Origin of the sequence: Rossellomorea marisflavi (genome assembly GCF_022170785.1) — a bacterium.
GTDB classification, from domain to species: Bacteria; Bacillota; Bacilli; order Bacillales; family Bacillaceae_B; genus Rossellomorea; species Rossellomorea marisflavi_B.
The window spans coordinates 2,393,365-2,417,147 of record NZ_CP081870.1 but is presented as its reverse complement, the minus strand read 5'-3'; the positions used below and the strand labels follow the sequence as shown (position 1 = coordinate 2,417,147).

Here is a 23,783-nt window from a genome sequence, read left to right as displayed (position 1 = left end):
TGGAAGGGGAGAAAGCTAATGAAAATAGGATTAGTTTGACTTTAGGAGGGTATTGAAATGCATACAATCTGGAAGGGATCGATCAGCTTCGGCCTCGTGAACATCCCCATCAAGCTTCATTCTGCAACGGAAGACCGTGACATCAAGCTCCGCTCTCTTCATAGGGAGTGCCATACACCGATCAAATATGAGAAGGTGTGTCCGGTGTGTGACAAGTCGGTTGGGAAGGGGGATATTGTCAAAGGCTACGAGCTGACTAAAGGCAAATTTGTTGTACTTGAGGAGGAGGAGCTGGGAGGCCTGAAAGAAGGGAACGAAGAGCGTGCCGTGTCGATCCAGGATTTCATCCGGATGGACGAGATCGATCCGATCTTTTACGACCGCACGTATTATGTATCTCCGGAAGACGGAGGGAAGAAAGCATATTCACTCCTTCGAAAGGCCTTATCCGAGTCAGGAAAGGTGGGCATTGCCAAATTCATCATGCGGTCCAAGGAACATCTCTGTGTCATCAGGGTGTATGATAAGACCCTTGTCATGGAAACGATTCATTATCCGGATGAGGTCCGAGCTTCATCCGATGTCCCGAATGTACCAGCTGAGGATGATATAACGTCAAAAGAATTGGAAACGGCGACACTGCTCATCGATCAGTTGACGGCGGAATTCAACCCGCAGAACTATAAAGATGAATACCGGGAGCGTTTAATGGCATTGATCGAAGGCAAGCAGACAGGTGAGGAAGTCGTCACTCCAGCTGAAAGAGCTCCTCGGGACAATGTAACGGATCTCATGGCTGCCCTTCAGGCATCCATCGATACGTCAAAGCCTCAACCAACATCACAACCAAAGAAAAAGACGACAAAAAAGAAAGCGAAAGCATGAAGTGAGGGAGAAACATGGAAGGAAGAGATAAAAAGACGTGGGCTGCCTTGATCCTTGGGGTCGCCTTCCTCGTCTTATTCACATGGGGATTCATCTCCATCGTCGATGAATTGAGGGAAAATGAAGTCGAATCATTTGATAAGGCAGTGATCGATTTTGTACAAGGATTCATTTCACCCAAGTTGACGACCATCATGACGTCCATAACCTTTTTGGGTGGGGTGATGGGGATTGCGATGGGTACCATCATAAGCATCGTGATCCTTCTTTTCCTGAAGAAGGTGCCGCTGGCTGCCTTCATGGCGATCACGGTGGGAATCGGAGGGGCCTTCAACTCGCTCCTGAAATCCCTGTTCAAGCGGGATCGTCCCGATTTCCACGTGTTGATTGAGCAGGGGGGGTACAGTTTCCCGAGCGGCCATTCAATGGGCTCATTCATCTTTTACGGAGCAATTGCATTCATGCTTTACCGGGCATTCGACCGTCATCTCTATAAATGGATCTCCATTGTTATCGCAATCGGTCTCATCCTGGTGATCGGGACGAGCAGGGTCTATCTTGGCGTCCACTATCCAAGCGATATCGTCGGAGGATATTCGGCCGGAGGGGCATGGCTCATCCTGAGCATACTGGCCTACAGCTATTTGGCGAAGCGCTACAAATGGTGGAATAAAGACGAAAAAAAAGCTTGAAACCTTATCGTAGGTGACATATAATGATGATATTGAAAATCATTCTCATTTAAAGAGTTCCCCCTCTGATAAACGAGAATACCCCCCTGAAGAACAGGTCCCGCATAGGCCTGTTCTTCTTTTCGTGGGTGATCCTGCATGAGGCAATGTGATTGCATTTATCCACTAGCTGTCGTAAATTGTATAAGGATGTTGTTTAAGGAGGATTGATCATGAAGCATCATGATGATAAACGATTCCGCATTGCCAATCAGGAAGCCCTCATCGGGGTTGCACTGGTCTTGATCAATTTCCTGTGGTGGTACGGATTCGCTTACGGACTTGGCGGTCAGCCCGTCTCCGATTATACGTGGATCTTCGGGATGCCTGCCTGGTTCGTATACAGCTGTATCGGCGGTTTTATCCTGATGGTAGTGCTTGTGGCCTTCGTGGTGAAATATCTGCTGATGGATATACCGTTTGATGAGGAGGAAGATCGTGAGTAATATCGCTCTTATACCCTTTATACTATTCCTCATCATCATTTTTGCAGTTGGGATGTATACGGCCAGAAGCGTGAACAAGGCCGAATCTTTTGTTCAGGAATATTTTCTCGGAAGCCGCCAAATGGGAGGCTTCATTTTAGCCATGTCGATGATGGCCACTTACGGGAGTGCCAGTACATTCATCGGCGGACCCGGTGCTGCCTATACATATGGTCTCTCGTGGGTGCTGCTCGCCATGAGCCAGGTCGTGACGGGGTATTTTGTCCTTTTGGTGCTTGGGAAGAAATTCGCCATCATGTCCAGGAAATACAATGCCGTCACTCTTATCGATTATCTTCAGGGCCGCTACGGAAGTAAGGCGATCACCATTTTTGCCTCCATCAGCATCATCGTGTTCCTGTTTTCGGCGATGATTGCTCAATGGGTTGGAGGTGCGCGCCTGATTGAATCTCTGACGGGACTGTCTTACCGTACCGCACTTGTCTTCTTTGCCGTTTCGGTGCTGGTGTATGTGATTGTCGGAGGGTTCAGGGCCGTTGCCGTGACCGATGCGATTCAGGGTCTCGTCATGATGGCCGGCACCTTGATCCTGTTGATTGCCATCGTTCATGCAGGTGGTGGCATGGAAGCGATCATGAACGATTTGAAACGCATCGATCCCGGCCTCGTGACGCCCAACGGACCCGATCGCCAGTTCAGTTCTGCATACATTTCGTCCTTCTGGATCCTAGTGGGGGTCGGAGTCGTAGGCCTGCCGCAAGTCGCTGTCAGGGCCATGGGATACAAGGATTCGAGAAGCATGCATCGTGCCCTCATCATCGGGACGATCGTTGTCGGGATCGTCATGCTCGGAATGCATCTTTCAGGAGTCCTGGGGAGATCTGTCCTGCCGGGAATTGAAGATGCTGATAAGGTGATGCCGACCCTGACACTTGAAGTCCTGCCGCCTTGGGTATCAGGCATTGTCCTTGCGGCACCGATGGCAGCCATCATGTCCACGGTCGATGCCCTGTTGTTGATGGTTTCGTCTGCCCTCGTGAAGGATGTGTACATGAATTTCATCAACAAGGATGCACAAGAGAAGCAGATCAAAAGAGTCAGTTTATGGGTGACGGCCCTGACGGGGGTCCTCGTCTTTTTCCTCTCCTTGAGCCCACCTGACCTGATTATCTGGTTGAATCTGTTTTCCTTTGGTGGATTGGAGGCTGTTTTCATCTGGCCGATCGTGCTCGGACTCTATTGGAGAAGGGGGAACGGAAAAGGGGCCCTTGCATCCATGGTTACGGGACTGGTCTCGTACGTCCTTTTTTATCATTTCATTCCGAACTTCATGGATGTAAATACGGTGGTATTTCCGATCCTGATTTCGCTGGTGGTATACATCATCGTTTCCCTGGTTACGAAAGATCAATACAAAGAAGGATGGGCTTAGCCCATCCTTCTTTGTATAGGTGCAGGAAAGTGGGGTAGAGTGAAGATAAAGAATCCAATCAGGCAGGAAGAGGTGGGAGCGTTGAAGGAGATCATCATCGTGGGGGGAGGGATCAGTGGGTTGACGGCCGCTGCCCTCCTGAGCAAGAAAGGTGAAGCCGTCACCCTGCTTGAAGGCTCAAGGGAATGGGGAGGGTGCGCCGGGAAGTTCCAGCGGGGCAACCATCTTTTTCCGGTCGGTGCCACCCTGGGTATGGGTTTAGAGGAGGAAGGGATTCATCAGAGGATCTTCAACTATTTACAGGTTGATCCACCTGAGTCCCATCTTCTTGATGAGGTGATGAATGTGCACCTGCATGGCCGTAAACTCGTCTTCCATCGTGACAGGGATAAACATGTAGCCCAACTCAAAAACCAGTTTCCCCGGTGTGCCTCTGATCTGGAACGCTTTTATGCACTTGTGTATAAAATCGCATCGCGGATCAGGCAACTGATGGATCCCCTGCCGGCCCTTCCTCCAAAGACTCCCGGGGAGTGGGCAATCCTGGTCAAGAGCCTTCAACCCGGTACATTGGCTCTCCTTCCCTACATCAATCGGACAATGGGTGGGGTTCTGGCATCATTCGGTCTGCACCGGCATGGGGATTTTGAGACATTCATTGATGGTCAACTGATCGATAGTATGCAGACAACTTCTGAAGAATGCTCATTCCTTCTTGGATGCCTCGCCCTTGATATGTATCATCAAGGTGCTTTCTACGTCGATGGGGGCCTGTACCGGATGGCAGAAGAACTGGCTAAATCAGCTGAAATGTCGGGAGCTCTCCTGAAACGCGGGAGAAAAGTGGAGAAAATCAGTAAAGAAAAAGATCGCTGGCAGGTAGAAGACCAGCGCGGAAACCGATATGAAGGTAGCCACATCATCTTTGCAGCGCCAATCGAAGCGCTTCCGCCATTGCTGGATGAAGAAAGCGGGAACACGATTAAGCGAATCTTGAACCCCAAAAGGAATTTGACCTCATGGGGCACGATGACAGTCTACTTTGTCCTGGATGAAGCGAAGATTCCTGACGGCATGACCCTGTTCCAGCAAATTTGTACAGGAAATGGTATGAGCGAAGGGGAGCATCTTTTCCTATCCCTTTCAAAACGGGGAGACCAGCTCCGCTCCCCATCCGGGTTCAGAACCTTGACCGTCTCGACCCACACGGATCTGTCTAGATGGGATACGAAAGAAAAATACGATGCGTATAAGCAGGAGCTGAATGAAAAGATGCTTTCGGTCATCGAAGGGACGTTTTCAGGTTTCAGCGAATCCATCGTGGATCATTATTCCGGCGCCCCGCGTGCATGGGAACGGTTCACGGGTCGACCCGACGGCATGGTCGGGGGATATCCGCAGACGACGGAAAACGCCCTCTTCCATAGCATTTCCCACCGTACCCCTCTAGACGGCTTATGGGTGTGTGGGGATTCGGTTTTCCCGGGAGCGGGTACAATCGGTGTGTCAGTGAGTGCGTATCATGTATGCCGTTCCATTACAGGTCTGAAGCTTCCGTGAAAGTTTTTGATAAAAAAATCGAAAGAAATGGTTGACTTTTAAAACCAAAGAGCATAACATGATAATCAATCAAATGAGCGAATGGCTGTGACGAAGAGGAGTACCTTCGATGATCCACTCAAGAGAGCTAGTGGTTGGTGTGAACTAGCGTGGTGAACGATGGGAATGGACTTCCGAGCCCCCAGACCGAAACGGGTGACCGAGGTAGGCTCTGGCGAATGTCCGATCGTTATCCGGTACACGCATTCAAGCATGAGCTTCGATGCGGTCAAGCGGGCTGTAATTGCAGTCAACAAAGGTGGCACCACGGGTATCTCGTCCTTTTCTAATGAAGAGGAATGCGAGATGCCCTTTTTTGGTACAAAAAAATTAATAACCATTACATCGTTGAATAAGAGGAGTACATTCAAGTGAGGCTTTACAGAGAATAAGGGATGGTGAGACCCTGATAAGTCAGCTTGTCTGGAATGGACTTATGAGAGATGATCTGAACAGTGCAGTAGGATCATACGGATTTCCCACGTTACAGGGATAGGGTATAGGCTGGTCAAGCCTGTACCTGAATAAGAGGGGGACACTTGTCCCCAACCAGAGGTGGCAACGCGGTCAGCATCGTCCTCTATGAACAACTGTTCATGGAGGATTTTTTTGTGGAAAAGAATGGAGGAAGCAAAATGAGAAACATGAAAGTAAAGGAACTGAACGGGGATATGTTCACCCCGATCTCCTTATTCCAAACGATCAGCGGGAAGAAGAAATTCCTGCTTGAAAGCTCACTTAAAAACGAAGAAACAGGGCGCTATTCATTCGTCGGAAGCGATCCTTTCATGGAATGCACGGCGAATGGCCAAGAAGTGTCCGTAGAAGATAGTGAGGGCAAAAGGCATCTGACCGGCGATCCGATTTCCATCATCGACGCTCTTGTTACTCGGGTCGAATCAGGAGAAAGCCGCTTCCCATTCATGGGGGGTGGGATCGGTTATCTTGGTTACGATGTAATCAGACAGATGGAGCAGATCGGCATCACACCCCATGATCAATTGCACATGCCGGATATTCATCTGATGTTTTATGAAAAGGTCATCGTATTCGATCATGTCGAGCAGAAGGTATTCATCGTCGTCAGCTCAGAGGGCACTGAAGACCTTGATCACCGGATAATGGCTGTGGAATCGGAGATGCGGATGATCCATCTTGATCCCCGCAAAGAAAGAATCGAGAAGCTTTCTTTTCAGGCGCAACTAAGCAAAGAAGAATTCATGATGAAAGTGGATAAGGCGAAAGAATCGATCTTGAAAGGTGATGTTTTCCAGGTCGTCCTTTCACAGCGGCTCCAGGCGCAGTTCAACGGAGATGCATTTTCCTTTTACAGGAGCCTCCGGAAATCCAACCCTTCGCCCTATATGTTTTTCATCGATTTCGAAGAATATGTGGTGTTGGGTGCTTCGCCAGAGAGTCTGATCAGGGTGAAGGGATCCGAGGTGACCACCAATCCTATCGCGGGGACGAGAAAGCGTGGGAATACGGTGGAGGAAGACCGCAGGCTCGAAACCGAGCTCCTGGGCGATGAGAAAGAGATTGCAGAACATCGCATGCTCGTCGATCTTGGGCGGAACGACCTGGGGAGGATCTGTGACCCTGGTACAATCCGGTTGAGTAAATATATGCTGGTCGAACGATACAAATATGTGATGCATATCGTTTCAGAAGTGAAAGGTAGGTTGAAGGAAGGGATCTCCCCCCTTCAGTCACTGGCTGCCTGCTTGCCGGCGGGGACGGTGAGCGGTGCACCGAAAATCCGGGCCATGCAGATCATCAACGATTTGGAACCGGTCAAAAGGGGCGTCTATTCCGGAGCGGTCGGGTACATGAGTTTCACAGGCGATCTTGACTTTGCCCTGGCGATCAGGACGATGGTCGTCAAGGATCAGATGGCTTTTGTTCAGGCAGGGGCGGGGATTGTATTCGATTCAGATCCCGCCAGTGAATTCGAGGAAACGATGAATAAAGCCAAATCCCTGTTGGAGGTATCGGAATGATCCTGTTGATCGATAACTACGATTCATTTACCTATAATCTGTATCAATACTTGACTGAGCTTGGGGAGGAGGTCATGGTGAAACGGAATGACCGCACTAGCCTCGACGAGATCCGGGAGCTTGAGCCGGATGCCATCATTCTCTCCCCTGGACCCGGAAGGCCGGAAGATGCGGGTCTGTGCATCAGTATTATCCAGAATCTTCACGCTAGTCTGCCGATACTGGGTGTCTGCCTCGGTCATCAGGCCATCGCAGCTGCCTTTGGTGCAGAAATCGAAAGGGCCAGGATCATCAAGCACGGAAAGACGTCGATGATCCGCCATACGGGGGGAGGCCTGTTCCATTATCTACCTCAGCCCCTGGAGGTGATGAGGTACCACTCCCTTGTGGTGAAAAGGGAAACCCTTCCCCCTCAGTTTGAAACGCTGGCCGTCGCCATGGATGATGAGGAAATCATGGCAATCAAGCATAGCGGTTATCCGCTTTACGGTCTGCAATTCCATCCCGAATCGATCGGGACGCTTTCAGGAAAAGACATATTGAAGCACTTCATAGACGAGATGAGAAAGGGGAATCACCGTGAAACACGTACTGAACAAATTATCTGACGGTCATTCACTAGGAAGAGAAGAGATGAGGGAAGCAGTAAGGGGAATGCTTCAAGAAGGAACAACGGAAAGCGAGATTGCCTGCTTTTTGACCCTGTTGAGAATCAAAGGAGAAACCGTGGATGAAATCACGGCCCTTGTTGAAGTACTGAGGGAACAGGCAATGCCCGTCCGAAAACTACAGCAGGGAGTCATGGATAACTGCGGGACGGGTGGCGATCAGTCACAAAGTTTCAACATCAGTACCACCAGCGCATTCGTATTGGCAGGAGCTGGTGTGAAGGTCGCAAAGCACGGTAATCGGAGCATCACAAGCCGGACGGGAAGTGCAGATGTACTGGAGGGACTGGGTGTGGCCCTTGATTTCGACGGAGAAGAGATTGAAGAGCTACTGAACCGTAACAATATCGCATTTTTATATGCACCGTTTGTTCATAAAAGCCTGAAGAAAGTCATGAAGGTCAGGCGGGAGATGAAGATTCCCACCATCTTCAACCTCATCGGTCCCCTGACCAATCCCGTTCAACTGGATACGCAGCTGGTCGGGGTCTTCCGGAGAGATAAGCTTGAGACGATGGCAGAAGTACTGAGGGAGCTCGGTCGCAAAAGAGCCGTTGTCCTGAACGGCGCAGGTCAAATGGATGAAGCATCACTCGCAGGAGAGAATCATTTGACCATACTTGAAGATGATCGCATTTCATCCGTGATCCTGAAAGCAGAGGATGTGGGTTTGAACTCATATGGAAATGAGGAAATCACCGGAGGAAGTGCGAGTGAAAATGCCGCCATTCTCATGAATGTACTGGAAGGGCGGGAAGGGGCACATCTTGACACCGTGCTCCTCAATTCAGGCATAGGGCTTTATGCAAGCGGCAAGGCGGGGACCATCTCTGAGGGAGTACATCTTGCCAGGGAAAGCATCCGGAGCGGAAACGCCTTGAATGCTCTCGAATCCATGATCCACTATAGCGCAAATCGCAGAAAGAAGGTCATCCCATCATGACAACCATATTGGAAACGATCATCAAGAAAAAGAAGGAAGAAGTCGCAAAGCTGAAGACGGAAGGATTCAAGAGACACCATCTCGGTTCCCAAAAGAAACCATTCCGTTCTTCCCTGCAGGAGGAGCATCTCCATATCATAGCCGAGATCAAACGGGCGTCCCCGTCAAAGGGGGATATCAGAATGGATGTCGACCCCGTGGAGCAGGCGAAGAGCTATGAACAGGCAGGAGCTGCGGCCATATCGGTCTTGACCGACGCATCATTCTTCAAAGGGAGCTATGATGATCTTGCCGAGGTGAGCGTGAAGGTGTCGGTTCCCGTGCTGTGCAAGGATTTCATGATCGATGAGCTTCAGATCGATCAAGCGGAAGATGCAGGCGCATCCATCATTCTTCTGATTGCTGCCGCCCTGGATGATCAACGGATGAAAGATCTATATGATTATGCAAGGGGAAAGGGTCTTGAAGTACTGGTGGAAGTACATGATGAAGGCGAAATGCGGAGGGCACTGGCTCTCGGGGCAAGCGTGATCGGTATCAACAACCGAAACCTTAAGACATTCGAAGTGGACATCCATAAGACGGCAACGCTGAGTTCTCTTGTAAAAGGCAAGGACGTGAAGCTGATCAGCGAGAGTGGGATCAAGACGATTCAAGATTGCAAGACGGTGGCAGAAGACGGAGCCGATGCCATTCTCATCGGAGAGACCCTCATGCGCAGCCAGGACCCTGCCGGACTTGTTGCTTCCTTTCAGGTAAAGAAGGTGACGGAATGACAAAGGTCAAGATATGTGGAGTGAGAACACTTGAGGAAGCACAATGGGCGGTGGAAGCCGGAGCAGATGCGGTCGGATTCGTGTTTGCAAAAAGCAAAAGGAAGATTTCGGTACGGGAAGCGGCGGTCATCAGCTCTGAACTGCCGGACCACGTGATGAAAATCGGAGTTTTCGTCAATGAATCAAAGCAAACCCTTGAATCCATCTTTGTAGAAGCGGGGCTTGACTATGTTCAGCTCCATGGAGATGAAACACCTGAATTTTGCCTCTCACTTTCCATACCGTATATCAAAGCTGTCTCGATCAAAGTTGAATCAGATGTGAAACGGGTAGGGCTTTATCCTGTAGGGCCGATTCTTGTAGACAGTGGAAAGGGACCTCATCGCGGTGGTAACGGGACCACATTCCAGTGGGATTACCTGAAGGGGATCGAGAGGTCCGGGCATCGGATCATCCTTGCTGGGGGATTGAATGTATCCAATATAGGAGAAGCCATCCAGGAAGTCCGTCCGGAAATGGTAGATTTATCGAGCGGGGTAGAAACGGACGGAAGAAAAGACCGGGAAAAAATCTTCGATCTCATGAAAACAGTCAAACAATTGGAGGGAATACAATGATGTATGCACAGCCGGATCAACGAGGACTATTTGGACCATATGGAGGGAAATTCGTTCCTGAAACGCTCATGAAGGCGGTGAATGAACTCGAATCCGCCTACGAAGAAGCGATGGTGGATCCATCCTTCCAAGAAGAACTTCAGCTCTACCTGAAAGACTATGTGGGACGGGAAAATCCCCTCTATCATGCCAGGAATCTATCAGACAAAGTCGGTGGGGCGAAAATCTATCTGAAACGAGAAGATCTGAATCATACAGGTGCCCACAAAATTAATAATACGATCGGTCAGGCCCTCCTTGCTGTCAGGATGGGTAAGAAGAAAGTCGTCGCAGAAACAGGTGCGGGCCAGCATGGTGTGGCTACGGCAACCGTATGTGCCCTACTGAACCTGGATTGCGTCATCTTCATGGGGGAAGAGGATATCAGAAGGCAGAAGCTCAATGTATTCCGGATGGAACTACTCGGAGCAGAAGTGGTAGGGGTCAAACAGGGGAGCGCGACCCTTAAGGATGCCGTGAATGAAGCCCTTCGCTACTGGGTCTCCCATGTAGATGACACCCATTACATCATGGGGTCTGTCCTCGGCCCGCACCCGTTTCCAAAAATGGTCAGGGACTTCCAGAGCGTCATCGGAAATGAAACGAAGAAACAGTTTTTCTTAAAGGAAAACAGGCTGCCCGATGCGATCGTCGCCTGCGTGGGCGGCGGTAGCAATGCCATGGGCATGTTCCACCCGTTTGTCGGAGACGATGTTGCATTATACGGGGTGGAAGCTGCAGGGGCAGGTGTTGAAACGGATAAGCATGCAGCCACTCTGACGAAGGGATCTGTGGGGATCCTGCACGGAAGCATGATGTATCTGCTACAGGATGATAGCGGCCAGATCCAAGAAGCCCATTCGGTTTCAGCGGGACTTGATTACCCGGGGGTCGGTCCAGAACATAGCTTTTTGAAAGATCAAGGACGCGTTACCTATGCGGCGGTGACCGACGGTGAGGCACTGGATGCATTTCAGCTTCTGTGCAAGACCGAAGGAATCATCCCGGCACTGGAAAGCTCCCATGCCGTTGCTTATGCTGTGGAGCTTGCGAAGGGGATGAAGCCGGAAGAATCCATCGTCATCTGCCTATCGGGCCGTGGAGATAAAGATGTGAATCAAGTACAAGACATGCTGGGAGGTAGTCAACATGGGTAAGGAGTTTTTGGAAAAGGCATTGAAAACCGAACTCGAACTTGGAAATAAGGTGTTCATCCCCTATATCATGGCCGGTGATGGAGGGCTTGATGAACTCATCCCCACGCTACGACGGTTGGAGGCGCATGGGGCGACAGCCATTGAGCTTGGGATCCCGTTTTCAGATCCCGTTGCCGATGGACCAACGATCCAGGAAGCTGGTAAGCGGGCCTTGAAGCACGGGACGACACTCGCCAGTGTACTGGATGCCTTGAAGGGAAATCGTCATGAAGTCACGATCCCATTGGTATTCATGACGTATATCAATCCGATTTTTCGCTATGGTGTGTCCCGCTTCTTCCGTGATTGCCGGGAAGCGGGAGTGGACGGACTCATCATACCCGATCTGCCCCTCGAGCATCTTGACCTGATAGAAGCGGATGCTGTGGAGCATGGAATCGCCATCATCCAGCTCGCAACCCTGACAAGCAGTGAAGAACGCGTCAAGGAGCTTGCAAGAAGATCGGAGGGCTTCCTTTATGCCGTAACGGTCAAAGGAATCACCGGGGCACGGAAGGAATTTGACGACGTCATCAGCAGACACCTCAATCTCCTGAAGGAACACAGCCCTGTCCCGGTCCTCGCAGGCTTCGGGATCTCGAGCCCTGAGCATGTGAAAACCATGTCGCAGAGCTGTGACGGAGTGGTGGTAGGAAGCAGGATCATCGATCTCCTTCAAACAGGTGATGAGGAAACCATCAAGTCCTTGATCGGTGCATCCAAAGGAGTACGTGCGTAAGAAAAAGTAACCCTGAGGGTAGTCCCAGTTATGTGAAAATCCAAGCAAGCTCCTTCTTATCCCTAACGATGGAGCTGCTTGGATTTTTTTGTGGAGTGATAAGTAGGAGAGGAAATTACACTCCGATCGATAAATGGATCACCCTGTTTTTGTGCAGGTGACACAGACAGTCATGGCAGGGGATCCTTTTTTATAAGAGACTGAAATATCTTTGAAACCGGTTGAATGGACGGCAGCAGCAATTTCTTCACCGTACTCTTTCGCTCGTTCATCGCTCGCTTCATCGCCTCTCGGCTGAACTGTGATCAAGAGGGTGCCACCTTCATGCAATAGAGAGTGGATCCTTGTAAGGGATTTCTCTTGATCATTCCAAAGGGGATAGTTGTTGATGGCAAAGATTTTATCATAGGAAGTCTCACTGGAAAAATCGCCAATATCCCCATTCCAGAGGCGTACCCGGCCTTCGTGGATCGCTTTCTCATTCTTCTTCTTTGCCGTTTCCTCCATCGTTTCTGAAATGTCGATTCCGTCGACGAACGCATGTGGGTATGAAGCAGTGATCCTTTCGATGCAGGAACCCGTCCCGTATCCGATTTCAAGCACTCTGTCCCTGTTTTGAATGCCGAGCCGCTTCAAGCTCCAATGATGGATCCTGCGATTATCGAACTCCATGATTTTTCCTGCCAACCAACCCAACGGTCCGGATGGTTCTTTGAATTGTTTCTGTAATACGCTCAAGGCAGAACGCTCCTTCTCTGTTTTCCTTTCTCTTTCCACAACGGTGCAGAAATAAACCTCTTGCCTTTTTTGAAAAAAGTGGCATACTATACTTAATCGCGACGATGAGAAGAGTACGGATCAATTCGGTCTTAAAAGAGAGCCCCGGCAGCTGAAAAGGGGCAGGCACAGACTGGTCCCGAAGATGGTCTCGGAGCGTTCCATTCGAAACCTTTGGAGTAGGGTGGGACGGGGCAGGCACCCGTTATCACACGCCGGAGTATAAGGGCCAGATCGGCTTCGTACTCATGAAGGCAGGATTTGCGCGAGCATCCTGCGAACTAAGGTGGTACCACGAGCATCCCCCTCGTCCTTAGACGTCTTTATGGCGTCAGGACGGGGGTTTTTTGTTTACAACAAAAGGAGATGATCAGCATGACAGTATTCATCGGAGGAGCATGGCCGTATGCGAATGGGTCCCTGCACCTGGGTCATATTGCAGCCCTGCTGCCGGGAGATATCCTCGCACGCTACTATAGGATGAAGGGGGAAGACGTCCTTTACGTATCCGGGAGTGATTGTAACGGAACGCCGATCGGGATCAGGGCGAGCCAGGAAGGTGTCCCAGTGGAGGAAATCGCCGATCGGTTCCACCGGGAATTCAAAGAAACGTTCGATTCCCTCGGATTCAGCTATGATCTTTATACGCGAACAGACAAGCAGGCCCATCATGAAGCGGTACAGGAAATCTTTCGGACGCTCCACCGAAATGGCTGGCTGTATGAAAAAGAAGTCGAACAGGCCTATTGCGAAGTGGATCAACGTTTCCTGCCAGACAGATTCGTAGAGGGAATCTGTCCGGTATGCGGGGCAAAGGCAAGGGGAGATCAGTGTGATCATTGTTCCACGGTCCTGGATCCCTTGGATCTCAAGGATCGAACATGCAAACTATGTCAGACCGAACCGGTGATTAAATCGACCACCCATCTCTATTTTGCCCTCTCGGAATTTCAGGATGCACTTGAGGAATGGGTAAAGGACCACGGGAAGGACTGGCGTGAAAATGCCCTGAATCTGACGCAGAGATATTTGATTGAAGGTCTTCATGACCGGGCCGTGACACGGGACCTTGAAAATGGGGTGGCAGTTCCGATTCAGGGATTTGAAGATAAGAAGGTGTACGTGTGGATCGAGGCGGTGAGCGGATACTACAGTGCCTCCAAGGAATGGGGAGTTGGAACGGGGAAGGACTGGAAACGTTTCTGGGAAGAGGACACCCGTACATATTACGTCCATGGAAAGGACAATATTCCATTCCACACGATCATCTGGCCGGCTGTCATGAAAGGGATCGGTGTAGAAGCGCTTCCTCATCACGTGGTGTCCAATGAGTATCTGACCCTCGAAAAAAAGAAGTTCTCCACCAGCGGCAATTGGGCCGTGTGGGCACGCGATCTGTTGGATCGATATGAACCCGATTCCTTGCGATATTTCCTCACGATCAATGCCCCGGAAAAGAGGGATGCGGATTTCTCCTGGCGGGAGTTCATCCATAGCCACAACGGAGAGCTTCTCGGAGCATTCGGTAACCTGGTGCAGCGAACGCTGAAGTTTTATCGTAAAGCGTACGGAGAAAAGGTGGACTTTATTACTGTCGGAAAAGGGTTGCGTGAAGAAGCACAAAATCAATTCGATTTGGCCGGAGGGCGCATCGAAGAGGGTACGACCAGGGAAGCGCTTGATGGCATCTTCGCATACATCAGGGGGATCAACAAACGCTTCGATGAATCGAAACCCTGGGTGGTCGTCAAAGAAGACGAGGATCGCGGGAAAGAACTTCTCACGGAATTCATTTATATCATCACCAACCTACGTGCCCTCCTGACGCCCTTTCTTCCAAAGACAGGGGAGGAGCTAGGCTGGCAGCTCGGGTCGGGCAGCGCCATCTGGGGTCCTGTAGGATCTGAGGTCCTTCACCTTCAAGAAGGTGGACCCCTGTTTGAAAGAATCGATCCATCTGTCATCGAAGAAGAAGTGGAGAAACTGATCACGGAGAGCAGCAACCCATGATGAAGGTGGTGATCGTGGCCGATACCCACTTTCCGAAAAAAGGGAGGGATCTGCCCTCCCCTTTGTTGGATGATCTCAAAACGGCCGATCATATCATCCACGCAGGCGATTTTCAGACAATCGAGCACTATGAGGCGTTCAAAGAATACGGACAGGTAACCGCTGTGGCGGGGAATGTCGATGATGAGGGCCTCAAGGAAATCCTTCCTGAGAAGACGATCATTACATTGAAGGACCTCCGCATTGGTGTGGTTCATGGAGACGGCACCGGAAAGACGACGGAAAAACGAGCTCGCCTTGCCTTTGAACAGGAAGAAGTCGACCTCATCATCTTTGGTCATTCCCATATTCCTTACGTGAGGGTGGATGCGGGGGTGCTTCTGTTCAATCCGGGATCGCCCACCGATAAACGCAAGCTTTCGTATCATTCTCACGGGGTGCTTGAGATTGATGACGTGTGGAGTATAAAGCATTTCTTCTATAAATAAAGAAGTAGCCGGGGCCTCTTAAAGGTCCCGGCTATTTGATTAAAGGGAAAGAGAATAATAGTCCTGATGACTCTGAACAACAAAACCTAAGGACGTGTAGAGTTTTAGTGCATGTTCATTCTTTGCCGCCACATCGAGACCGATAAGGGAGTATTTACCGTCAGCTTCCCTCACCACCCGGCTCAATGCACGTCGACCGATTCCGCGTCCCTGGAGCGCAGGAAACACTGAAAACCAGTAGATGTAGCACTGCCCCCCGTCACGGGATATCTTCATTTGCCCTGCGACTTCTCCATCAAACAGGATCATGAGGGTATCGTTGATATGAGCCTCATCGAATGATGCGTCCTGAATGCCGAAACATTCCAACCCGAGACGTTTCATCTCCGGTATATCCTCCTGGGTTGCACCGCGGAGAACGATTGATGCGTCCGGCTCGGGCAGCTCGCATGGGACCCACTCCATCTCAAATTCGGTGTTATCGAAAAGGCCGCCATTCGCTTCAATGAACGCTTTCCCGGCAGAAGAGCGTCCGTGTGAATTGGCAAGCACCTTATCCACCGGATTCTTACTGATTTCTTTCAATGCCCGATCGAAGAGGGATTGGAAGATCCCCCTCCTCCTGTAATCGGGATGTACCATACCGCATAGTTCAATGGTGCTCCCAAAAGGGTAGACTCCAAGGAAGCCGGTGAGGCGTCCGTTATCGTAATTCAGGAGATCATAAGACTTATAAAATTCTCTCCGGAGCATATCCCCATTCAATTTGATGGTGATGCCATCATGCGTTTCGCAAAGGGATTGAAGGGTGAATATGTCATCGAGTTGATCATGTGTTAGCATGCAGTGGATCTCCATTCTTCCGTAATATGTCTATATTGTATTAGATTAGCAGAGTGACGTCTGTCCGGCAATACCCATCTGATAAGAAATCCTTATGAGCAGTCATCATGGATTTGATCGGTTCTGACCTACCCTATCAAGTATAATGAAAATGAGTAAAGGAGAGTGATGGCGATGATCGCAGGGATTCATCATGCACAAATTACGATTCCTTCAGGGAAGGAAGAAGAAGCGAGGGCCTTTTACTGTGGGGTACTTGGACTGGAGGAAATGGATAAGCCGGAGAGTTTGAAAGGGAGGGGCGGCTTCTGGCTGCGCACAGGTAACGCAGACCTTCATATCGGAACGGAAGAAGGGGTCGATCGATACCAAACAAAGGCCCACATTGCCTATGAAGTCAGCGATGTGAGGTATTGGAAGGAACATTTGGAGAAGCTTGGTACCAACATCATTCCGTCGATTGCCATACCGGGCTATGACCGCTTTGAATGTCGGGATCCCTTCGGCAATCGTGTGGAGATGATTCAGGCTCTTTAGCTGTTGTTCATAGACCTAGGGTGTGTTCGACCTGCTCGGCTCGGAATCAGTCACGATCTCCCTGAAGGGGGATTGAATCAAGAATAGCAGTAGGGATTCCTATTCCTGTGGAACCCTACTGCTTTTTACTGTGGCTTATTCTGTATACGCTCGATCACCTCATGAAGGTCATCCGGTTTCAGGAACTCCAGCGGGGAAAACCCCTGTTCGAACGTCACCGTATCACTCTCGATCATGAGGACGTAGCGGTCATTCACTTTTGCAAAATGTAGACGATCACCGAAATCCGACAGCATTGCCTTCACAGCCATATGGTCAAGGCGCATCTTCAGCTCCACTTCAGGTGACTGCTCGACAATCTGCGCTGCTGCTTCGACGACTTGTTCCGGGGTGAATCTCTCCTGCATCTCCCGTTTCGGACTGATGGCCCATTCCTCCACTGCTTCTTCAAATTCCACGCGCTCGTCGCTTGATTCTGCATAGGTTTCGGAGATATGTTCCTTCACCATGCCATACACCTGGGATTTTACGATTTCAGGCATGGATTTCTCGAATTCTACCCATTTGAGGAAGTTTTCGAAGTAGTGGGCATGGGATGCCTGGTGAATCTTCAGTTCAGCCGGGTCCATCATCCCGTCTTCCGGCATATACGGATACTGCACGGACTTCATTCCCTTTGTCGTGATGGCCATTTCAACATTGTGGATGAGCGTCGCTTCGTCCGTGATGGTCGCGACCTTCGGTTCAAAATCACATTTCATGATGAAGACAAAAGGATCATCGAAGAATTTCGTCAGCTTTGCAGTGGCAACGATCACGGCCCCTCCACGGATTGCGCTCGTTTCGAGGTACATCTGCACGATTTGATCCGTTGCCTCGCGGAAGGTGTCGCTGTCTTCTGCGAACCGGGTCTTATGAAAGAGGTTGTAGTTGGGATTCGATGTCAGCTCATGACCGGGTTCAACGATGAACCGTCCGATTTTGGTTGGTGCATTTTCGGATTTTGCATGACGGTCCACCTTCCGTTTTGTGATCTTTGTGAGTTCCCCGTCTAAAAATGTTTTAAGGGGGCTTTCTTCATAGGTAGCAGTCGTAAGGGTCTGGAAGTGTTTTTGGCGCTTGTCTGCTTCTTCACCCTTTCCATCGACAGAAATCAGATAGAATGATAGATATTGTATCGTAAAGTCCATAAGTCCTCTCCTGTCATCATTAAGTGCTTATCCAGTATAAGAAAATCCGTCTCTTCCCGTCAATGATTCCTCATACAAAAGGAGACCCGGCCGGGGCCGGGTCGATGGATATCAATTTTGGATGAACGTTTCAAAGACGCTTCCATAATCCTTCTGAACGAAGGTCTTTTTCTTTTCAAGTAGCCAGTCGAAAGCATATTCATTGATTTCCCTGAATTGAGCGGACACATCTGCGTGGTCTGCCTTTACCTGCCCCAGGGTATGGGATGCAACAGAAAGGCTCTCTGAAGCGTAAGTTGAATACACGCTGTTATCAGCGGCAATTTCACCGATCTTGATGAGGGATTTATAAAGGTCCTTCACTTCAGTGAGGAATTTTTTATGAACATCGATGGAATAAGATTCTGAACCGATCTTGAATTTGATCTCCACATCCAAGTCGACTGTACCGGCCGTTTCAAGCATGACGCCGCTGATGGTATGCTTATAATAATCAAAGCGTTTCAACATGCGCTTTTTGCTTGTGGCGCTCGTCCCGTCAAGGTGGATGAGGGCTTTATTGGTGAAACAATATTCGTCGGACTTCGATTTGATCAGGAAATAGATCTTCTCCCCGTCTTCATGCATGATGTAGTCATCTGCATCCGCCTTATCATAATCCTGTGGATGGATGACCGAACCAATATCGCTCAGTCCCAGTACATCTGAAGCCATCTTACCGAACATATCGCATCAATTCCTTTCTTGTATATACTCTTTCATTATATCATATTGGAGTTCCTTGGAGCTTTGGCAGTTGGTGGGGCATCATTGTTGTGACGGATCGCCGGAACGGTTTATAATGGTAAGAAAAAGGGAGTGAGTACATGGATGAGCAAAAGTGGCTTGAGACATTCAGGCACCGGAAACCAAGGCTGCTTGGAGCGGGATCCTATGCTTCCTTCGGGATTTTGCTGCCACTGATCCTGGTCGATGGAAAGCCTCATATCCTGTTTGAAGTCCGTTCGCAGGACATGCGCCGACAGCCGGGCGAAATCTGTTTTCCTGGAGGGAAAGTGGATCCATCCGATCAAGGTGAAAAGGAAGCTGCCATCAGAGAGACTTCTGAAGAACTCGGGATCTCAGTGGACGAGGTGAGGGATGTCTATCCCCTTGACTATATCATCACACCCTTTGGAACGATGATCTATCCGTTTGTCGGTCGGATCGAAACCACCCCGGGAGAGCTTCAACCTAATCCGGCAGAGGTGGGGGAGGTCTTTACGGTGCCATTGGATGATCTGTTGAATGATGAACCTGATATTTATACGATCGATGTGAAGATGCATCCGGAAGAGTCGTTTCCCTATGACCGCATTCCGGGCGGCAAACAGTATGAATGGCAGGCGAGAAAGATGCAGGAGGTCTTTTATTACCATGAAGACAAAGTCATCTGGGGATTGACGGCACGGATACTTCACCATTTTTTAAGTGAGCTGAAGAAAAACCAATAACATTTCGGGAGGGTCCCCTATGTACCGACATTCTTTCTGTCTTTGATCCCTTTTTCCTGCATGAATCTGTCATGCTTTGGCACATTAAGGGTGAATAATGAACAATTTGACGTGTTTGTCATGGCTGAAAAGAAGGTATAGAAGAGTATATCGAATGCAGGAGGGGGAACCAATCGTGATGATTCGTGCGAAAAGCTGGAAAATGTTGAGTTCTAGGGAGAAGCTGTTCATTTTAAAAGCGCTTTGCAACAGACACGTGGTTTAATAGAATCTGTCATTCTATACTCAGTCAGGGGAATTCATATGATGAATGGAACAAAATAGGGACATCCGCACACTGAAGTGCCGGATGTCCCTATTTGGTCTGCTCATTACCTTTCGCATGCGATGAGGTCTTTGTCACGATCCTTACTCTTGTTGGCTTCATAGAGTGCTTTTGAAACATGTGGGGTGTATTTTGTCTTACCGCCTTTATTCTTCACACCTTTTGCCTTGGCGACACCGCCTTTATAGTCTTTGTTCAATTCGGTACAATTTTTGTACTTTTTGGCGGCGGCCTCTGTGGTGGGTACCCCCAGTGAAGCAAGCGCGAGAGAGAGAATGAGCACACAACCAATAATTTTCTTCATTGAAATCCTTCCTTTCAATATGGATGAGAAAGTATATTCGACAAAAGAAAGGGAATTCCTTTCCAAGCTGTCTTTTTTTAAGTAGACTTGAAGCACGTGATACCGACGTAGAAGTAGGATTCCAATCGACATTCATGTAAAATGAAAAGGCACAACTTTAGAGGGGGATCTGACAGTGAAAAAGAAAATAGTTGTATTGGCCGTGGGAATGATGCTTTTGCTATTGATCGCCGGCTGCAATCGTAACGCAGCCGAGATGATCAAGGGAGGGAGTGTCCAAGTGAATGAAGAAACCGGTGAACTCACCTTCACGGCCATTGTGACAGACAAGGAACTTGAGCAGGGAACACCCTTCCAGACGCGTTTCTTCTTTGAAGGCAACACGTTGAAAGAGGCTCTGGGAACCGACCTGGTTTATACAGACAAAGAGTTGAAGAGCAGGAAGAAAAAAGAGGGCGATGTGACCCAGGAAGTGACGGTCCCGCTCAAGAACAAAGAAACTCTTAAGCAAATTATCAAAGACATCCGGGATAAAGATAAGGAGTCCGTGACGATCGAAATCGTGAATGAAAAAGGACGGATCGACGACCGTACGATACATGAAGTGAAAGTCAATTGATTAAAAAAGGGGCTGGGACAATAGTGTCTTACCCACAGTAAAACCCGAATGAATTTCCCTACTTTCAGGCAAGTTCATTCGGGTTATTAAATTGTTCTTTGACCATTTATATGTACTTGTTTCCAGCGGTTGATTGGAGTGCAAGACGGAGACTCCAGCGGGAAGAGTGGCTGATGTGAGACCCGCAGGCTTGCCGAGGAGGCTCACGGGCTACCCGCGGAAAGCGTAGTCTTGCACGGAAATCATGAGCGGTATAAAGAACCTACACTGATATTGTTCGTCGTGAAATAATCCCTTTTTAGTTTTGTCCCAACCCCTTCATTCCGTCCCTTCATCATCCTTCTCTCCCCTCTGCTTCCATAAGAGGAAGGCCGGGCCGATGATCGGGATGAACGAAACCGGGGAAGCAATGCCGCGAAATCTTTTCATGGCATACCAGGATAGGGGAACGAGGACCAAGAAGTCGACGGTCATGACGCTGACCAGGGAAGAGTGCATGAATGCAACACGGTAGGCATTCAACGAAATCCCTCCCGTAAGAGGTAATAGCGATAAAACGAACAAAGCCACAATGATGCCGATGAATGATCTAGAGGAGGCTACCCGCATGAGCCAGACAGGAGTGACAATCTTCTCAAGGCCCTTGAATCGTCCCCTTAAGTGGAAATACGGGAGGAGACTGAAGGCTCCACTTCCCATGGATACAAGGACGAATGGCCAGGAACCACTTCGTCGATCCGGCAGGAGGATGGCGGCGAAGAGCAAGGGGAATACCCCCAAGAAAGAGAAGATGGTCACCACCAGAGGTTCAACATGGGCGAAATCACCGCGAATCAGTTCATAAAAGATTTCATCTCTTCCTGACCCTGGAGCGAGGAAGATCGCATAAAGGATGAGAAGGATCCAAAGCATGAGCATTCATTTTCCTCCATTTCATTTTCACATGATGCTACTCTTCTAACCTTAAATCATGCACCGTAAACTGCATGAAGAAAATGATTAAAGTATATTGAGTTTTCTGAAAATAATTGCTATAGTATAGGTAGTTATTTTTGTTCGGTTAATTATCTTGATAGAAAATCTTTCGTCTTGAATCTTAATCAGAGCAGGAATAGTAACATTTCAATGTGCATGCTGCACGAGGAGGTCTATGATTTATGCTACAGGGTAAAGTAAAATGGTTCAATGCCGAAAAAGGGTTCGGGTTCATCGAAGTTGAAGGCCAGGACGATGTATTCGTTCATTTCTCTGCGATTCAAGGCGATGGATACAAGTCTTTGGAAGAGGGACAAGACGTGACATTTGAAATCGTTGAAGGGGCCCGTGGACCTCAAGCAGCCAACGTTCAAAAGTAATCATTGTCGATTTCCGGACAGGGAGCGTATTCACGCTCCCTGTTTTTTTGCGGAGAGTTTGAGTTGGACATCATGTGAAAAAGGGTTATAATTAAGTACGACATTATTATATGACACTTTAGACATATAGAAAGGGTGTATGACAGTGGTACTAGAACAAAAAGGGTCCAAACTCGTCCTTGCGGGACTTCTTTTAGCCATCCTTATGTCTGCGATGGACAATACCATCGTTGCGACCGCTTTGGGCGCTATCGTCGCCGATTTGAACGGTGCAGATAAGTTCGTATGGGTAACCTCCGCTTATATGGTCGCGGTCATGGCGGGAATGCCGATTTTCGGGAAACTATCGGATATGTACGGCAGGAAAAAATTCTTCGTGTTCGGATTATTTGTGTTTCTGCTCGGATCGGTTCTGTGCGGTCTTTCACAAAGTATCGTCCAGCTCAGTATTTTCCGGGCCATCCAGGGAATTGGCGGGGGAGCTTTGATGCCGATTGCCTTTACCATCGTTTTTGATATCTTCCCTCCTGAAGCACGTGGGAAAATGACCGGGCTCCTTGGAGCAGTATTCGGTTCGTCCTCCGTCTTCGGACCGTTGATCGGGGCATTTTTGACTGACAATTTCTCATGGCACTGGATTTTCTATGTGAACCTTCCTATCGGTCTTCTTTCGTTGATCTTTATTCTGGGTTCATACAAGGAATCACCGGAACGGTCCGATCAGCGCATCGATTGGGGAGGGGCGATCACCCTCGTGGTGGCCGTCGTCAGCCTGATGTTTGGACTTGAATTCGGAGGGAAAGAATATGCCTGGACTTCGTGGCAGATCCTTTCTCTGTTCGCAGGCTTTTTGATTTTCTTTATCGCCTTCCTGATGATTGAAAGAAAGGCTGCAGAACCGATTATTTCATTCTGGATGTTCAAGAAACCGCTTTTTGCCTCTGCTCAGGCTTTGGCATTCCTGTATGGAGCGACTTTCATCATCCTGACCATCCTGATTCCGATCTTCGTTCAGGCGGTTTACGGGGGATCGGCAACGAATGCCGGTCTTGTCCTCACGCCCCTTATGCTTGGTTCCGTCTTCGGAAGTGCCGTGGCCGGAATTGCCATGTCCAAGACAAGCTACCGAAATATCATGTGGATCTCCATCCTTTCCTTTATCATCGGGATGGCCCTTCTATCAACGGTTGGTCCTGATACGAGTAGATGGCTCCTGACGATCTATATGGTCATCAGTGGATTCGGCGTAGGGTTTTCGTTCTCCCTTCTGCCAAACGCAACGATCCATAAGCTCGAACCACGCTACCGGGGTTCTGCCAATTCAACGAATTCATTCTTCCGCTCCCTAGGGATGACCATTGGGATCACACTGTTTGGTGCGATGCAATCAAAGTTCTTTGCATCGAATCTGGAGGATGCGTTCGGAAAATCAGGGGGGATGGCTTCTGGTGATTCAAGCAGCCTATTCTCAGCTGAAATGCGGGATAAGATACCTGATGAGGTTCTCAGCAAAATCACTCAGGCCATGTCTGATTCCATCACCCATACGTTCGCATATGCACTCATTCCACTTGGAATTGCCGTTGTGTTCGTTTACCTGATGGGGAAATCAAGATTGGAAATCTCTAAAACCAAGCCCAAAAAAGGCTGATCAACCCTTACAGTGGAACCTGCCATGACGGCAGGTTCTTTTTTTTGATGGAGGTCAGTTGGCCGTTCATTCAAAGGGAATTCGGAGTAGGATGTCGAATATTAGTAAGCAAAGGAGGCG

Annotated in this window: 25 protein-coding genes and 3 other annotated features; of the genes, 19 read left to right on the top strand and 6 right to left on the bottom strand. The window is 49.2% G+C overall.

All coding sequences use genetic code 11. The annotated features are described in order from the left end of the window. Positions 1-57: 57 nt before the first annotated feature. The 12 genes from ku (at position 58) to trpA (ending at position 12,071) form a co-directional block, all read left to right on the top strand. A complete protein-coding gene (gene ku, locus K6T23_RS12620) occupies positions 58-885 on the top strand; it encodes a non-homologous end joining protein Ku (protein WP_238281256.1) in 828 nt (275 codons plus the stop codon). A 14-nt stretch (positions 886-899) separates the two neighbouring features. Then, a complete protein-coding gene (locus K6T23_RS12615) occupies positions 900-1,577 on the top strand; it encodes a phosphatase PAP2 family protein (RefSeq protein ID WP_238281254.1) in 678 nt (225 codons plus the stop codon). A 212-nt stretch (positions 1,578-1,789) separates the two neighbouring features. Continuing rightward, positions 1,790-2,062: a YhdT family protein gene (locus K6T23_RS12610; protein ID WP_238281252.1), complete on the top strand. Its 273-nt coding sequence runs from the start codon at positions 1,790-1,792 to the stop codon at positions 2,060-2,062. Then, positions 2,055-3,494 (top strand): sodium/pantothenate symporter, encoded by a 1,440-nt coding sequence (gene panF / locus K6T23_RS12605; protein ID WP_056536058.1) that lies wholly within the window; start codon positions 2,055-2,057, stop codon positions 3,492-3,494. Before K6T23_RS12610 ends, panF begins: the two co-directional genes overlap by 8 nt. Positions 3,495-3,533: 39 nt before the next feature. Continuing rightward, positions 3,534-5,054 carry an FAD-dependent oxidoreductase gene (locus K6T23_RS12600; RefSeq protein ID WP_238281250.1) on the top strand — a complete coding sequence of 507 codons (1,521 nt, stop codon included), beginning with the start codon at positions 3,534-3,536 and terminating at the stop codon, positions 5,052-5,054. 78 nt (positions 5,055-5,132) lie between these two features. Next, positions 5,133-5,380, top strand: a binding site (T-box leader). 52 nt (positions 5,381-5,432) lie between these two features. Then, positions 5,433-5,677, top strand: a binding site (T-box leader). A gap of 12 nt (positions 5,678-5,689) precedes the next feature. Further along, on the top strand, positions 5,690-7,093 hold the full coding sequence (trpE, locus tag K6T23_RS12595) for an anthranilate synthase component I (RefSeq protein ID WP_420493509.1): 1,404 nt from the start codon (positions 5,690-5,692) through the stop codon (positions 7,091-7,093). Next, positions 7,090-7,701 carry an anthranilate synthase component II gene (locus K6T23_RS12590; RefSeq protein WP_238281248.1) on the top strand — a complete coding sequence of 204 codons (612 nt, stop codon included), beginning with the start codon at positions 7,090-7,092 and terminating at the stop codon, positions 7,699-7,701. The genes trpE and K6T23_RS12590 overlap by 4 nt, the downstream gene beginning before the upstream one ends. Further along, positions 7,673-8,704, top strand: a complete 1,032-nt coding sequence (trpD, locus tag K6T23_RS12585) for an anthranilate phosphoribosyltransferase (protein WP_238281246.1) — start codon at positions 7,673-7,675, stop codon at positions 8,702-8,704. Before K6T23_RS12590 ends, trpD begins: the two co-directional genes overlap by 29 nt. After that, positions 8,701-9,480: an indole-3-glycerol phosphate synthase TrpC gene (trpC, locus tag K6T23_RS12580; RefSeq protein WP_056536065.1), complete on the top strand. Its 780-nt coding sequence runs from the start codon at positions 8,701-8,703 to the stop codon at positions 9,478-9,480. The genes trpD and trpC overlap by 4 nt, the downstream gene beginning before the upstream one ends. Beyond that, positions 9,477-10,097: a phosphoribosylanthranilate isomerase gene (locus tag K6T23_RS12575; protein ID WP_238281244.1), complete on the top strand. Its 621-nt coding sequence runs from the start codon at positions 9,477-9,479 to the stop codon at positions 10,095-10,097. The genes trpC and K6T23_RS12575 overlap by 4 nt, the downstream gene beginning before the upstream one ends. After that, positions 10,094-11,293 (top strand): tryptophan synthase subunit beta, encoded by a 1,200-nt coding sequence (gene trpB, locus K6T23_RS12570; protein ID WP_238281243.1) that lies wholly within the window; start codon positions 10,094-10,096, stop codon positions 11,291-11,293. The genes K6T23_RS12575 and trpB overlap by 4 nt, the downstream gene beginning before the upstream one ends. Continuing rightward, on the top strand, positions 11,286-12,071 hold the full coding sequence (gene trpA / locus K6T23_RS12565; protein WP_238281241.1) for a tryptophan synthase subunit alpha: 786 nt from the start codon (positions 11,286-11,288) through the stop codon (positions 12,069-12,071). Before trpB ends, trpA begins: the two co-directional genes overlap by 8 nt. A 138-nt stretch (positions 12,072-12,209) precedes the next feature. Here the strand turns inward: trpA and K6T23_RS12560 are convergent, their stop codons facing one another. Continuing rightward, positions 12,210-12,809 (bottom strand): SAM-dependent methyltransferase, encoded by a 600-nt coding sequence (locus tag K6T23_RS12560; protein ID WP_238281239.1) that lies wholly within the window; start codon positions 12,807-12,809, stop codon positions 12,210-12,212. A gap of 92 nt (positions 12,810-12,901) precedes the next feature. After that, positions 12,902-13,166, top strand: a binding site (T-box leader). A 57-nt stretch (positions 13,167-13,223) separates the two neighbouring features. Between K6T23_RS12560 and metG the strand changes: the two genes are divergently transcribed. Both metG and K6T23_RS12550 read left to right on the top strand, forming a co-directional pair. Continuing rightward, a complete protein-coding gene (metG, locus tag K6T23_RS12555) occupies positions 13,224-14,858 on the top strand; it encodes a methionine--tRNA ligase (RefSeq protein WP_238281237.1) in 1,635 nt (544 codons plus the stop codon). Continuing rightward, entirely contained in the window at positions 14,855-15,346 is a 492-nt protein-coding gene (locus K6T23_RS12550) for a metallophosphoesterase family protein (protein ID WP_238281235.1), read from the top strand. Before metG ends, K6T23_RS12550 begins: the two co-directional genes overlap by 4 nt. A 39-nt stretch (positions 15,347-15,385) precedes the next feature. Here K6T23_RS12550 and K6T23_RS12545 read toward each other — a convergent pair whose 3' ends face one another. Further along, a complete protein-coding gene (locus tag K6T23_RS12545; RefSeq protein ID WP_238281233.1) occupies positions 15,386-16,189 on the bottom strand; it encodes a GNAT family N-acetyltransferase in 804 nt (267 codons plus the stop codon). Positions 16,190-16,363: 174 nt separating this feature from the next. On the opposite strand from K6T23_RS12545, the gene K6T23_RS12540 reads away from it, so the two are divergent. After that, complete coding sequence (locus tag K6T23_RS12540) at positions 16,364-16,726, top strand: VOC family protein (RefSeq protein ID WP_079516212.1); 363 nt, start codon at positions 16,364-16,366, stop codon at positions 16,724-16,726. A 125-nt stretch (positions 16,727-16,851) separates the two neighbouring features. On the opposite strand, the gene K6T23_RS12535 is transcribed toward K6T23_RS12540, so the two are convergent. Continuing rightward, positions 16,852-17,916: a DUF3900 domain-containing protein gene (locus K6T23_RS12535; protein WP_056536090.1), complete on the bottom strand. Its 1,065-nt coding sequence runs from the start codon at positions 17,914-17,916 to the stop codon at positions 16,852-16,854. A 111-nt stretch (positions 17,917-18,027) separates the two neighbouring features. Then, a complete protein-coding gene (locus K6T23_RS12530) occupies positions 18,028-18,642 on the bottom strand; it encodes a PH domain-containing protein (RefSeq protein ID WP_079516210.1) in 615 nt (204 codons plus the stop codon). Positions 18,643-18,782: 140 nt separating this feature from the next. Between K6T23_RS12530 and K6T23_RS12525 the strand changes: the two genes are divergently transcribed. Continuing rightward, complete coding sequence (locus K6T23_RS12525; RefSeq protein WP_238281231.1) at positions 18,783-19,409, top strand: NUDIX hydrolase; 627 nt, start codon at positions 18,783-18,785, stop codon at positions 19,407-19,409. Positions 19,410-19,780: 371 nt separating this feature from the next. Here K6T23_RS12525 and K6T23_RS12520 read toward each other — a convergent pair whose 3' ends face one another. Further along, on the bottom strand, positions 19,781-20,038 hold the full coding sequence (locus K6T23_RS12520) for an excalibur calcium-binding domain-containing protein (RefSeq protein WP_079516208.1): 258 nt from the start codon (positions 20,036-20,038) through the stop codon (positions 19,781-19,783). Between the two features lie 175 nt (positions 20,039-20,213). Here K6T23_RS12520 and K6T23_RS12515 point away from each other — a divergent pair, with 175 nt between their 5' ends. Further along, positions 20,214-20,657 carry a hypothetical protein gene (locus K6T23_RS12515; protein ID WP_056536099.1) on the top strand — a complete coding sequence of 148 codons (444 nt, stop codon included), beginning with the start codon at positions 20,214-20,216 and terminating at the stop codon, positions 20,655-20,657. A gap of 318 nt (positions 20,658-20,975) precedes the next feature. Here the strand turns inward: K6T23_RS12515 and K6T23_RS12510 are convergent, their stop codons facing one another. Next, a complete protein-coding gene (locus K6T23_RS12510) occupies positions 20,976-21,575 on the bottom strand; it encodes a hypothetical protein (protein WP_238281229.1) in 600 nt (199 codons plus the stop codon). A 239-nt stretch (positions 21,576-21,814) separates the two neighbouring features. Here K6T23_RS12510 and cspD point away from each other — a divergent pair, with 239 nt between their 5' ends. Beyond that, positions 21,815-22,012, top strand: a complete 198-nt coding sequence (cspD, locus tag K6T23_RS12505; RefSeq protein WP_056536105.1) for a cold-shock protein CspD — start codon at positions 21,815-21,817, stop codon at positions 22,010-22,012. A gap of 145 nt (positions 22,013-22,157) precedes the next feature. Next, positions 22,158-23,663, top strand: a complete 1,506-nt coding sequence (locus K6T23_RS12500) for an MDR family MFS transporter (protein ID WP_273546578.1) — start codon at positions 22,158-22,160, stop codon at positions 23,661-23,663. The last annotated feature ends 120 nt before the right edge of the window (positions 23,664-23,783 follow it).